The organism is Streptomyces sp. NPDC018019 (assembly GCF_044327805.1).
Lineage (GTDB): Bacteria > Actinomycetota > Actinomycetes > Streptomycetales > Streptomycetaceae > Streptomyces.
Genome location: NZ_JBIRGD010000010.1, coordinates 32,233 through 44,094, shown reverse-complemented (window position 1 = coordinate 44,094; position 11,862 = coordinate 32,233). Strand labels below are relative to the sequence as shown.

The 11,862-nt window shown below is 73.6% G+C and carries 10 protein-coding genes; 1 reads left to right on the top strand and 9 read right to left on the bottom strand.

Features of this window, described 5'->3' with window-relative positions; translation table 11 throughout:
- Position 1 precedes the first annotated feature (1 nt).
- The 9 genes from ACH4FX_RS18285 to ACH4FX_RS18245 form a co-directional block, all read right to left on the bottom strand.
- Complete coding sequence (locus ACH4FX_RS18285) at positions 2 to 379, bottom strand: hypothetical protein (protein WP_398480074.1); 378 nt, start codon at positions 377 to 379, stop codon at positions 2 to 4.
- Positions 380 to 497: 118 nt separating this feature from the next.
- Positions 498 to 2,456, bottom strand: a complete 1,959-nt coding sequence (locus ACH4FX_RS18280; protein ID WP_398480072.1) for a hypothetical protein — start codon at positions 2,454 to 2,456, stop codon at positions 498 to 500.
- Positions 2,457 to 2,680: 224 nt separating this feature from the next.
- Positions 2,681 to 3,670, bottom strand: a complete 990-nt coding sequence (locus ACH4FX_RS18275; RefSeq protein ID WP_398480070.1) for a malate dehydrogenase — start codon at positions 3,668 to 3,670, stop codon at positions 2,681 to 2,683.
- Between the two features lie 321 nt (positions 3,671 to 3,991).
- Positions 3,992 to 5,500, bottom strand: coding sequence for a helix-turn-helix domain-containing protein (locus tag ACH4FX_RS18270; protein WP_398480068.1), 1,509 nt, complete (start codon positions 5,498 to 5,500; stop codon positions 3,992 to 3,994).
- Between the two features lie 293 nt (positions 5,501 to 5,793).
- Entirely contained in the window at positions 5,794 to 6,696 is a 903-nt protein-coding gene (locus ACH4FX_RS18265; RefSeq protein ID WP_398480066.1) for a DUF2690 domain-containing protein, read from the bottom strand.
- Positions 6,693 to 7,496, bottom strand: coding sequence for a peptidoglycan-binding protein (locus ACH4FX_RS18260; RefSeq protein WP_398480064.1), 804 nt, complete (start codon positions 7,494 to 7,496; stop codon positions 6,693 to 6,695). The genes ACH4FX_RS18265 and ACH4FX_RS18260 overlap by 4 nt, the downstream gene beginning before the upstream one ends.
- Positions 7,497 to 7,864: 368 nt before the next feature.
- Positions 7,865 to 9,085, bottom strand: coding sequence for an NADP-dependent isocitrate dehydrogenase (locus tag ACH4FX_RS18255; protein WP_398480062.1), 1,221 nt, complete (start codon positions 9,083 to 9,085; stop codon positions 7,865 to 7,867).
- Between the two features lie 233 nt (positions 9,086 to 9,318).
- Complete coding sequence (locus ACH4FX_RS18250) at positions 9,319 to 9,747, bottom strand: DUF3017 domain-containing protein (protein ID WP_398480060.1); 429 nt, start codon at positions 9,745 to 9,747, stop codon at positions 9,319 to 9,321.
- Between the two features lie 63 nt (positions 9,748 to 9,810).
- On the bottom strand, positions 9,811 to 10,665 hold the full coding sequence (locus tag ACH4FX_RS18245) for a bifunctional methylenetetrahydrofolate dehydrogenase/methenyltetrahydrofolate cyclohydrolase (RefSeq protein WP_398480058.1): 855 nt from the start codon (positions 10,663 to 10,665) through the stop codon (positions 9,811 to 9,813).
- Between the two features lie 276 nt (positions 10,666 to 10,941).
- Between ACH4FX_RS18245 and ACH4FX_RS18240 the strand changes: the two genes are divergently transcribed.
- Positions 10,942 to 11,742 (top strand): RDD family protein, encoded by an 801-nt coding sequence (locus ACH4FX_RS18240; RefSeq protein WP_398480057.1) that lies wholly within the window; start codon positions 10,942 to 10,944, stop codon positions 11,740 to 11,742.
- Positions 11,743 to 11,862 lie beyond the last annotated feature (120 nt).

Sequence of the window (11,862 nt, the reverse complement as noted above, 5' to 3'; positions counted from 1 at the left end):
TTCAGCCTCCCAGCAGCGCGGCCACGGCCTGCCCCACGGCGGCGCCCGACGCCAGCATGCCGGTGACCGCGCCGGCGTCCGCCAGCGCCGTGCGCAGCCGGTCCAGCCGGCCGGGCGCGGTGCGGCCGGTGGTCTCGATCTCTTCCTGCGCGTCGGTCAGTTCCGCGGTCAGCAGCGTGACCTGCGGTGTCTCGATGACCCTGGCCAGGTCCGCACGCAACTGCCGCACGGCGGCGAGCAGTTCCTCGTGCGCGGGGTCGATGCCGGGGCCGCCGGTCCCGTACTCATGGTGGGTGACCGTGTTGTGGTCGCCGATGGCGAAGGCGCCGCGCACCTCGCCGATGTGGATGCCGCGGTCGCGTTCGTCAGCCGCTGTCATGTCCGCCTCCCCGTTCGTCCGCTGTGGTGCCGTGCGCGCCGGTCCGGTCCGCCGGGGGCCGCGCGCGCCGGCCGTGCTCACGATTGTGCACCGGTCCCGGGCGGGCCGTACCGGCCGTTCACCGGCCCGCGTCGGCGGGCTTGGCGGCCTTGCCGGCCGCACCGGACGCCGCCGCACCGGACCCCGCGCCTCCCGCCGCACCGGCCGCACCGCCCAGTGCGCCGCTGCTGATCGTGTTGTGGTCGCCGATGCCGATGGCGCCCTGCGCGGACTCGATGAACACACCGCCGTTGGTGACGTTGACGATCCGCTGCTCGAACTCGTCGGTCTGCCAGCCCGCTTCGTACAGGGCCAGCCGTACACCGCTCGCCACCCGGTCCTGGATGCTCTTCAGGTAGCGGGTGACGTCCATCTCCTGGAAGAGCGAGGCGTCCCCGTCGGAGCCCAGCTCGCGGACCGAGGCCGCGGGCCCGTCGGGCAGCGCGCCGCCGTGCCCGCCGGTGAGCAGGCTCCACGCGGAGACGGCACCGCGCCACAGGCTCGCCACGGCGCGCCCGGCGGAGCGCGGGGTCTGCGCGAGCGCCCACACGGCCTTTCCGAAGGGGTTGTTGTTCCGGTAGCGGTGGGCGATCCGGTCGGCTTCCCGGTACAGGGCGCGGACGGGCCACAGCACATGCGGCGCGACCTCCAGCATGAGCATGCCGCCCTGCGTGTGGACCCGCACGTAGACCGTCGTGACGATGCCCTCGCCCCAGCCGCCGACCCGGATGCGCAGGAAGTGCCGCCGGGTCTCACCGCCCTCCTCGACGGCGCGGGCCCGGTGCGCCGCGAAGCTCTCGGGGCCGTACGGGGCGGCGTCCCGGGACGGCAGCCCGGCCACCGGCAGGAAGACGCACTCGTCGATCTCCAGCTCGCGCAGCCGGTCCCGCACCGCGGCGGCGGCCTGCGGCGAACCGTGCGCGGAGGGCTCGCGGAGCGCCGCGACCAGGGGGATGACGCGCTGGAGGATGGTGTCGTTGTCGAGGGGGGCGGGGCCGGGGGCGGCGTCCGGCTGCGCGTCCGTGCCCGGGGCGGCCTTCGCCAGGGTCTTCGGAGCGTCCTTCGCGAGGGGTCTGGTGGCGGTCTTCGCGGCCGGCGCCGCGTCCTTGCGCGGCCGCAGTTCCACCGACAGCGACCAGGTCTCGTACGGGGTGCCCGCGCCGCAGAACGGGTCGGCCGCGCGGTACATGACCAGCGGCCCGTGCTGCTCCGTACGGATGCGGTGCCGCAGCCGCTGGAACCGGCCGCCCTCGGCCCGCTCGGCCGGATCGGCCGCCACGTCGGGGAACCGCGCCCGCGACAGCTCGGTGGTCAGCGCCCTGGCGACCTGGCCGTGCCGCGCGCCGACGGCCCAGGCCAGCACGAACGGGAGCGCCAGGGCGAGCCAGGCGTGGAGCGGCCGTGCCGCGCTCATGCTCTGCCCGAACAGCTCGGACGGCAGGAGCGGCGCCATACCGTCGGACAGCCCGGCGGAAGAACTGCCGGAGAAGGCGTACGGCGTCCCGGCGGACCCGCCGGAGTCGTCACCGCCGAACGCCGTCGCCAGCAGCAGCACGCCCACGGCCACCGCGCTCAAACGCCCGTACCAGCGCAGCACCCACGCCGCGAACCGCCGGTACCAGGGGGCGGGCGCGGCGCGGCCCCGTACGTAGGGAGCCAGCGAGAGCAGTACGACCGGCAGCAGGTACAGCAGGGTCAGACCGGAGGAGAGCGGGACGGACACGATCCACAGGAGCAGGACGACCGCGGCCCAGGCCAGTTCGATGCGCCGGGCGCGCAGCGCGTGGGCCAGCACGCGGGCCGCGTCCATGCCCAGCGAGGGGGCCGCCAGGCGCTCCTCGTGGACGTACAGCTCGTCGATCACCGCGTCGCGGTAGGCGGGATCGAGGTACGTGCCGGCGCACAGCAGCCGGGTGGCCTCGCTGGCGCTGGGGTGCCGGCGCACCACGGGGGGCGGGCCGCTCCCCGGGCCGTGCTCCGGACCGTTCCGCGGACCGTTCTCCGGTCCGGGCTGCTGCGGCACGTACGGATGAGTCACCTGATTCCCCCAAGGCACAGAACGCCACCAACCGTCCCCTGCGGCAGGGAGGTTGCGTGTCGTGAACGCCGCAGCATAAAGGAGGTCCGGCAGCCGTGTCAGGCGCGCGCCCGGAAGATCCCACCAAGGTGTGACACAGCGAAGAAGCCCGTACAGAACCGCCAGGGTTCCGTACGGGCTCCGGCCGTGCGGGGCGCGTCAGTGGACGCGCGGCCTGCGACGTGTCAGAGGAGGCCGAGACCGCGGACGGCGTCGCGCTCCTCGGACAGCTCCTTGACGGACGCGTCGATGCGCTCGCGCGAGAAGTCGTTGATCTCCAGGCCCTGGACGATCTCGTACTTGCCGTCCTTGCAGGTGACCGGGAAGGAGGAGATCAGGCCCTCCGGGACGCCGTAGGAGCCGTCCGAGGGGATGCCCATGGAGGTCCAGTCGCCGTCCGCGGTGCCGTTGACCCAGGTGTGGACGTGGTCGATGGCGGCGTTGGCGGCGGAGGCGGCCGAGGAGGCGCCCCGGGCCTCGATGATCGCGGCGCCGCGCTTGGCGACGGTCGGGATGAAGGTGTCGGCCAGCCACGCCTGGTCGTTCACGGCCTCGGCGGCGTTCTTGCCGGCGACCTCGGCGTGGAAGATGTCCGGGTACTGGGTCGCGGAGTGGTTGCCCCAGATCGTCAGCTTCTTGATGTCCGAGACCTGCGCGCCGGTCTTCTGCGCGAGCTGCGAGATGGCGCGGTTGTGGTCCAGGCGGGTCATCGCGGTGAAGCGCTCGGCCGGCACGTCCGGGGCGGCGGCCTGGGCGATCAGGGCGTTGGTGTTGGCCGGGTTGCCGACGACCAGGACCTTGATGTCGTCCGCGGCGTGGTCGTTGATGGCCTTGCCCTGCGGCTTGAAGATGCCGCCGTTGGCCTCCAGCAGGTCGCCGCGCTCCATGCCCTTCGTACGGGGGCGGGCGCCGACGAGCAGGGCCACGTTCGCGCCCTCGAAGGCAACGTTCGGGTCGTCGGAGATGTCGATGCCGCGCAGCAGCGGGAAGGCGCAGTCGTCGAGCTCCATGGCGGTGCCCTCGGCGGCCTTCAGGCCCTGCGGGATCTCCAGCAGACGCAGCTTGACCGGTACGTCCGCGCCGAGCAGCTGGCCGGAGGCGATACGGAAGAGGAGTGCGTAACCGATCTGGCCGGCCGCGCCGGTGACGGTGACATTGACGGGAGTGCGGGTCATGGCGATCTCCTGCGCGCTGTTTTCTGGGGGCACAGCCCCCGTACCGCGTTGGTGGCGGCGGGAACCCCTGCCCATTTACCGAGATCTCTTGGTATCGAGAGACTCGGCCGTCAGGCTATCGGACCGCCGCACCGCACGGCCGCCGGGCCGGTGTGGAACGCCTCACCGGACCGCCGGCGGGCCCCCGCGGGCGCGCGGCGGGCGGCCGTCCGCTCAAGGAGGGGGAGCGCGGACGGCCGCCGGATGGTGCCGCACCCGTGGGGGGTCATTTCTGCCCCTGCCCCGGATTCGCGCGGGCAATCCCCCCTCGGGGGCTCCTTCTCACCCCGCTCCCGCTCCCGTCGGCACCGGCTTGGCGCAGCCCTTCGCGCCCGCCGCCGTCGTCCCGCACGCCGTGACCTTCTTCGGGTCCCCGGACACCGGGACCATCGCGGTGTACGCGTCACCGTCCCGCCCGGCCCTGGCCTTCTCGGTACGGCCCGCCGAACTGATCGCCGCCTCGTCGCCCGGCGCGGCCCCGGTGATACGGGCCCAGGCGGCGCCGCACACCTTGCTGTACCGGACCTCTATCAGCGTGCCGCCGGCGAATCCCCGGGCCGGGCTGTCGGCGTTCCGGCCACCGCACCCCATCGCCTCGGGGTCCTTGCCCGCGCAGTCGCTCCCGGCGCACTTCACCCCGGCGGGCAGCACCGGCTTCTTGCTCGGGGACGCCGACGGCGTGGGCGCCGCCTGCCCGCCCCCCTCGCCGCCGGTGTCCAGCAGCAGCACCGCGGCGGCGATCACCAGCAGCGCGCCGACGACACCGGCCAGGAACATCGTGACGCGACGGCGGCGGAGCTGCCGGTCGGTGGCGTCCGGGGGCCCGGCGGAGGCGGGCGCCCCCGCGAGGTGCCCGGCGGCGGGCCCGGCCGGGCGGCTGCCTGCGCCGGGCCGGGACGCGTCGGGCCTGGAGGTGTCGGGCCGATATGTGTCGGGCCGCGGTGTGCCGGTCCCGGATACGCCCGCCCGGGACGCGTCGGGGGGAGACGCGCCGTACGGAGGGGCGTCGTACCGGGGCGGCGGGCCGACGGGGTCGGCTTCCACGTAGGCGGTCACCCGGGGCCAGGACACCTTGTCCGGCCGGTCGGCGTCGCCGTCCGCTCCGGCGGCTGGCTGCACCGGCGAGACGCCCGGTGGCACGCCCGGTGACGCGTCCGGCGGCGCACCGGCAGACGCATCCGGTGCCGAGGACGGCGGCGCGGAGGGCGCCGCAGCCGGTGGCGCCGCCGCGGCGGGCGGCTCGGCCAGGCCGGGGAAGTCCGCGCTGGACGGCAGTTCGTCACCGCGGTGCCGCGGAGCCCCGTCCCGGCCCGGCGCCTGCCCCGGCTCCCGCTCCCCCTGCGCCCCCGCCTTGTCCTCGGCCTTGCCCTTGGCCCTGTCCTGCGCCTTCTCCTGCGCCTTCTCCCTGACCTTGTCCTTGAACCGGGACTTCGCCTTGCCCGGCGCCGGGCCGAACTCCCCCAGCGCGGCCCGCGCCTGCGCCACCCGGATCGCCTCCATGGTGACGTCGTGCCGCATCTCCGAGCGGCTCCAGGCGCGTTCGGCCAGCTCCCACATCGTGGTGAGGTGCCCGGCGTGCGCGCCGGTGGCCTCGGCCAGCGCCACCACGGCGCGCTGCGGCGGCAGCAGCCGCCCGTTGAGGTAGCGCTCCCATGAAGTCTTGCTGTAGCCGGTACGGTCCGCGACGGCGGCCAAACTCAGACCGCTGCGTTCCACGAGCCTGCGCAGCTGGCTCGCGAACTCCTTCACCTGCGGATCGAGTTCTTCCGGTAGCGCCCTCCAGCGAGGCATTGCCTCCCCCTAACCCCCCGTATGCGCCTGGTTGCGCCTGTCCCGTGCTCTTGCGTCCACTCCTCCGCCAGGGCGCGACCCCCGCCGTCCGCCCCGGTGGTTACCCAAAGGGATGCTCAGAGTCAGGATGCCAGTTCCCATCTCCGGGGCGCACGGGAGCATTCGGGCATGGGACACGTAGCCGTACACCCCCGTACACTTCCGCCCGCTCGCGCCAGACCGTGCTGCGAGCAGCGCAACAAAGGCCGCGATGACGGCCTTTGCCAGGGATACGGGCGTCCGCTCCAGCGCGCTCAGTCCGTACCGGAGCATTCGGCGGGGCCGCCACCCGCCGGGCGCAGACACACCTTCAGCTGCTCCGGGCCGGAGGCGGCGGCCATCGGCGTGACGACGTACCCCTCGGCGTCGAACCGGTCGGTGACCCGCGCGCTCCGCGACCGGCCGTCGGGCGCGTGGAGTTCGAGGCGGTCACCGATCCGCCCGCCCCGGATACGGGCCCACGCCGCCCCGCACGCCTCGCTGTAGCGGAGCTGGAGGTGGCGCCCGCCCGTGACGGTGCGGTTGAGCACCGTGGCCGCCATGCCCTCTCCGCCGCACAGCATGAACTGCGGATTCTGCCCGTCGCACGCCGCGCCGCGGCAGCCCGTCCGCGCGACGGAGGTGGAGGAGACCGCCGTACCCGCCTGCCGTCCGCCCTCGTCGGCGCCGGACCGCCACTCCACCACGACGGCCGGAACGGCGACGGCGGCCAGCACCAGGGCCGCACCTGCCGCCAGCGCCGCCCGGCGCCTGCCGAACGGCTTCGATCGCGGGGCATCTTCGGGACGTTGCACCGCCTTGCCGCCGTCCTCCGGCGGCGCTGCCGCGCGCTTGCGCACCTCCGCCCCCGCCTCCGTCCCTGCCGCCTCCGGACCACCGCGCTCCGCCGACCGAGCCCGCCCGCTCCACGCCGCGTCGGCCAGTTCCCACAGCGCCCGCAGCCGGCCGCCGGGCTCCCCGGCCAGGTGGCACAGCGCCTCGACCGCTTCCCTCGGCGGCAGCGCTTTGCCGTTGAGGTAGCGCTCCCACGACGATTTGCTGTACGGGGTACGGTCGGCCAGGGCCGCCAGCGACAGCCCCGTACGGTCGCGCACCTCCCGCAACGCGGCGGCGAGCCGGGCGCCTTCGAGCGGCCCGGGGGCTCCCGTACCGCTCATCGGCGCAGCGCTTCCCAGGTCTCGGGGCCCACGATGCCGTCGGGCGGCAGGTGGGACCGGGCCTGGAACCGTTTCACGGCGCGGATCGTGTTCTCGCCGACGACACCGTCGACGGCTCCCGGGTCGTAGCCCCGGTGCCGCAGCAGGCACTGTGCCTCCACGACGCTCCAGCCGGACGTGCCGTTGGCCAGGAGCGCCTGGTCGGTGTCGCTGCGGCCCGCGGTCAGCACGCCGTGCGCGCGGCGCACCCGGCAGTCGAACACCGTGCCCGGCCGGTGGACGAAGGCCTCCGGCGACGCGGACGCCCGGGCGGCGGGTGCGTCGTTCTGCCAGGGCCGGGCGGCGAGCAGCCCCACGGCCGACGCGGCCACCAGGACGACCGCCGACACGATCACCGCCGTACGGGCGCGCGGCCACCGCCCCCGCCGGGCCCCACCGGGCCGCACGTCGTCGGGCCGTGCGCCTTCACCACCCCCGCCGACCCGACCGCCCCCACCGGCCTCATCCGCCCCACCAGTTTCAGCAACCGACCCCGCTTCCCACCCCTCCGCCGCGACCTCGTGGAGCGCCAGCAGCCGCGTGGGCTCGGCCCCGCAGACCCGGGCCAGCGACTCGACCGCGCCCCGCGGCGGCAGCTTCTTGCCGTTGAGGTACCGCTCCCAGGACGACTTGCTGTATGCGGTCTTGGCGGCCAGCGCGGCCAGACTCAGACCGCTGTGGCCCTTCAACCGACGTAACTGAACGACCAGTTGGACGACCCGCTGGTCCAACGGCGCGGGCAGTTCCCGCCAACGCGACATGCTCCACCCCACACGTCCGGCTCTTCCCCCGAGGCGTCGCGCCCCCTTGGTCGCCGGAGATGGCGGTCGGGCCACCGCCGGTTCCCGTCCTAACCCTTTCCGCACGCCGTCCGGACATGCGCCGCGTCCCATCGCGTCCCACCGCGCCGTCAGCCGCCCCGCCGTCCTCGCAGGTCAGCCCCGGGAGCGTCCCACCGTGACCCAACGTCCCGGGCGGTCCTGGCCAAAGTGGCGGCACAGGCCGCACCGTCGGTGGTGCGCACCGGGCCGCCACCGGCCGGGGCGCCGGGCGGCCCGCCCACCATCGGGGGAGCGGGCGGGCCGCCGGCGGGCCGGTGCCTCAGCGGACCGGCGGCGGACCCGGCACCTCAGAAGTCCGCCAGCTTCTTCTGGAGCCCCACGTCGAGCGCGTCGAGGAACTGCTCCGTGGTCAGGTACGGCTGGTTCTCCGAGATGAGCAGCGCCAGGTCCTTCGTCATCCGGCCGCCCTCGACGGTCTCGGTGCAGACCCGCTCCAGCGTGCGGGCGAACCGGGTGACCTCGGGGGTGCCGTCCAGCTCGCCGCGGTGGGCCAGGCCGCGGGTCCAGGCGAAGACCGAGGCGACGGGGTTGGTGGAGGTGGGCAGGCCCTGCTGGTGGCGGCGGTAGTGCCGGGTCACCGTGCCGTGCGCGGCCTCGGCCGCCACGGTGCGGCCGTCGGCCGTCATCAGGACCGAGGTCATCAGGCCGAGCGAGCCGAAGCCCTGCGCCACCGCGTCGGACTGCACGTCCCCGTCGTAGTTCTTGCAGGCCCAGACGTAGCCGCCGTCCGACTTCAGCGCCGCCGCGACCATGTCGTCGATCAGCCGGTGCCCGTAGGTCAGGCCGCGGGCGTCGAAGTCGGCCTTGAACTCGGCGTCGAAGACCTCCTGGAACAGGTCCTTGAACCGGCCGTCGTACTTCTTGAGGACCGTGTTCTTCGTGGAGAGGTACACCGGGTACGAGCGGGCCAGGCCGTAGCGGAACACGGCCCGCGCGAAGTCGCGCACGGACGCGTCGTGGTTGTACATGGCGAGCGCGACGCCGGGGCCCGGGAAGTCGTGGACCTCCAGCTCGACCGGTTCGCCGCCGTCCCGGGGCGTGTAGGTCAGGGTGAGGGTGCCGGGCCCGGGGACCTTCAGGTCGGTGGCGCGGTACTGGTCGCCGAAGGCGTGCCGGCCGACGACGATCGGCTTCGTCCAGCCCGGTACGAGGCGCGGCACGTTCGCCATGATGATCGGCTCGCGGAAGACGACACCGCCGAGGAGGTCGCGGAGGGTGCCGTTGGGCGAGCGGTACATCGCCTTCAGGCCGAACTCCTCGACCCGCGCCTCGTCCGGGGTGATCGTGGCGCACTTCACGCCGACGCCGTGCTTCTCGATCGCCCGGGCGGCGTCGACGGTGACCTGGTCGCCGGTGGCGTCGCGGTTCTCGATGCCCAGGTCGTAGTGGTCCAGCTCGACGTCGAGGTGGGGCAGGATCAGCTTGTCCCTGATGGTGGACCAGATGATGCGGGTCATCTCGTCGCCGTCGAGCTCGACGACGGGCTGGGCAACCTTGATCTTGGCCATGCGGTGGGGCGTCCCTCTCGCGCGACGACTGGGGCGGCGATGCCGGCGGTGTCCCGGACACCTCGATGTGCCTCGGTCGTCAAGTTACTCGGCGGCGGGGACGCGACGGCCGTCCTGGACGGCACGCGCGGGCGCGCCTCACGCGAATGGCGCGGGAGGGGGCCGTACGGCCGCGCAGCCGCCCCGCCCCACAGCCGTACGGCCGGGCAGCCCGGCGGCCGTACGGCCCCGGCTCACCAGACCGTGAAGTGCACCAGGTCGTCCAGGAACGGGATCTTCAGCCACGGTTTGGGCTGCGCCATCAGTGCCAGCAGGACGATGGCCACGCCCAGCCCGCCGTACGTCGCCATGTCCGTGAACCGGGACCGTACGGCCAGCATGCCCACCTTCGGCAGCACCCGGCGCAGCACCGCCCCGCCCAGCAGGGACAGGCCGATCAGCAGCGTCCCGATGCGGAAGCCGTCCAGCGCGACGATGAACAGCCCGAGGGCCACGCCGCCCATGACGGCCAGCAGCGGCCACTGCCGGGCGGGCGGTGACGCGCTGCCGGGGGCGGTCCTGCCGCCGCCCTCCGGCCGCGCGGTGTCGGTGGTGATCCGCGGGAAGCGGCGCGAGGGCCGCTGCGGCTCGGAGGCGCCTTCCGCGTGCGCTTCGGCACTCATGGGTGGCGGTCCCTTTCCGTGTCCGTTCCGGTGCTGCGGGGGGGGGGTGGGCCGGTGCGGGGGTCAGCCCGCGGCGCGCTCGGCCGCCTCGACGACGTTGACCAGCAGCTGGGCGCGGGTCATCGGGCCGACGCCGCCCGGGTTCGGGGAGAGCCAGCCGGCCACCTCGGCGACACCGGGGTGCACATCGCCGACGATCTTGCCGTTCTCGTCCCGGCTGACGCCGACGTCCAGGACGGCCGCGCCCGGCTTGACGTCCTCCGGCTTGATGATGTGCGGCACGCCGGCGGCGGCGACGATGATGTCCGCCTGCTTGAGCTGCGCGGCCAGGTCGCGGGTGCCGGTGTGGCACTGGGTGACGGTGGCGTTCTCGGACTTGCGGGTCAGCAGCAGCGGGATCGAGCGCCCGACGGTGATGCCGCGGCCGACCACGACCACATGCGCCCCGTTGATCTCCACACCGTGGTGGCGCAGCAGCTGGATGATGCCGTACGGGGTGCACGGCAGCGGCCCCTCGACACCCAGCACCAGCCGGCCCAGGCTCATCGGGTGCAGGCCGTCGGCGTCCTTGGCCGGGTCCATCAGCTCCAGGACGCGGTTGGTGTCGATGCCCTTCGGGAGCGGCAGTTGGACGATGTAGCCGGTGCAGGCCGGGTCCTCGTTCAGCTCCCGTACGACGGCCTCGATCTCCTCCTGCGACGCGGTGTCCGGCAGCTCCTTCTGGATGGAGGCGATGCCCACCTGGGCGCAGTCGCGGTGCTTGCCGTTCACGTACCAGCGGCTTCCCGGGTCGTCGCCGACCAGGAGGGTGCCGAGACCGGGCGTGACGCCCCGGGCCTTCAGCGCCTCCACGCGGACGGAGAGTTCGGACTTGATCGCGGCTGCGGTGGCCTTGCCATCGAGAATCTGGGCGCTCATACCCCCATCCTCCCGGATGGGGCCACCTCCGTTCCAATCAGGGCGCGCTATGGCCGCCGACAAGGGCGATGCCCGGAGATGACCGAAATGCATTCACGGAATCGATCATTGCACTTGCACAACACCTTCCCCCTTGACTGGACAACGATATTGCGCAACTAGAAGGATTGCGGCTCAGTGCCGCAGGCATCATCGGGGGGCGGGCCACTGGTTCCAAGTTTTCCTCCGAGCACGCCCTGCCGTCCCCCACTGAACAACAACGGAGGAAACCAGCCAATGAGCTTTGGCGACCCGAACAATCCCTACAGCCAGCCGCAGGGCCAGCCCGGACCGTACGGCCAGCCGCCGCAGGCCCCGTACGGCCAGCAGCCGCCGGCGGCCCCGCAGGGCCAGCCCGGATACGGCTACCCGCAGCAGCCGCAGCCGCAGCCGGGGTACGGCTACCCGCAGCAGGCCCCGCCCCAGCCGCAGGCCCCCTACGGCCAGCCCCCGCAGGTGCCCCAGCAGCAGGCGTACGGCTACCCGCAGCAGGCGGCCTACGGCCAGCAGCCCGGAATGCCGGGAATGGGCATACCGCAGGGGTATGCGAGCTGGGGGGCGCGGGTCGGTGCCTACCTGCTCGACGGCCTGATCGTCGGCCTGGTGCCGGGCGTCCTGTACATCATCGCCCTCGTCGTGGCCGCCGGCTCCACGGTCAAGGCGCCGGACACGTCCTACTGTGCTCCCGGCAACTACCAGTGCATCAGCGATGCCTACAACAACATGGACACCGGGATGCCCGTCTTCGCGGTCGTCCTGATCGCGCTGGCCGCGCTGCTCGGCCTGGCCGGCGGGCTCTTCCTGATCGCCAAGGAAGGCTCCACCGGCCAGACCCCGGGCAAGAAGGCCCTGAAGATCCGGGTCGTCCGCGAGGCGACCGGTCAGCCGCTCGGCTTCGGCATGGCCCTGGTGCGCAAGATCTGCCACGTGGTGGACGGTCCGCTGTGCGGTCTCGGCTACTGGTGGCCGCTGTGGGACGAGAAGTCGCAGACCTTCGCCGACAAGATCGTCGGCTCGGTGGTCGTCCGCTCCCAGTAAGCGGTACACGCGGCCCGGGCCCCCTCATGCGCAGGCGCGTGAGGGGGCCTTCGCCGCCCCGTAGGCTCTTACCGATCTCTTACCTCACCGGAACCGCCGGAACCGTGCAGCACCGGCTGA

Excerpts from the sequence above, each read along its gene's own strand:
- ACH4FX_RS18240 (WP_398480057.1), top strand. The coding sequence starts at position 10,942 with ATGAGCTTTGGCGACCCGAACAATCCCTACAGCCAGCCGCAGGGCCAG.
- ACH4FX_RS18260 (WP_398480064.1), bottom strand. The coding sequence starts at position 7,496 with ATGTCGCGTTGGCGGGAACTGCCCGCGCCGTTGGACCAGCGGGTCGTC.
- ACH4FX_RS18245 (WP_398480058.1), bottom strand. The coding sequence starts at position 10,665 with ATGAGCGCCCAGATTCTCGATGGCAAGGCCACCGCAGCCGCGATCAAG.
- ACH4FX_RS18285 (WP_398480074.1), bottom strand. The coding sequence starts at position 379 with ATGACAGCGGCTGACGAACGCGACCGCGGCATCCACATCGGCGAGGTG.
- ACH4FX_RS18250 (WP_398480060.1), bottom strand. The coding sequence starts at position 9,747 with ATGAGTGCCGAAGCGCACGCGGAAGGCGCCTCCGAGCCGCAGCGGCCC.
- ACH4FX_RS18265 (WP_398480066.1), bottom strand. The coding sequence starts at position 6,696 with ATGAGCGGTACGGGAGCCCCCGGGCCGCTCGAAGGCGCCCGGCTCGCC.
- ACH4FX_RS18255 (WP_398480062.1), bottom strand. The coding sequence starts at position 9,085 with ATGGCCAAGATCAAGGTTGCCCAGCCCGTCGTCGAGCTCGACGGCGAC.
- ACH4FX_RS18275 (WP_398480070.1), bottom strand. The coding sequence starts at position 3,670 with ATGACCCGCACTCCCGTCAATGTCACCGTCACCGGCGCGGCCGGCCAG.
- ACH4FX_RS18270 (WP_398480068.1), bottom strand. The coding sequence starts at position 5,500 with ATGCCTCGCTGGAGGGCGCTACCGGAAGAACTCGATCCGCAGGTGAAG.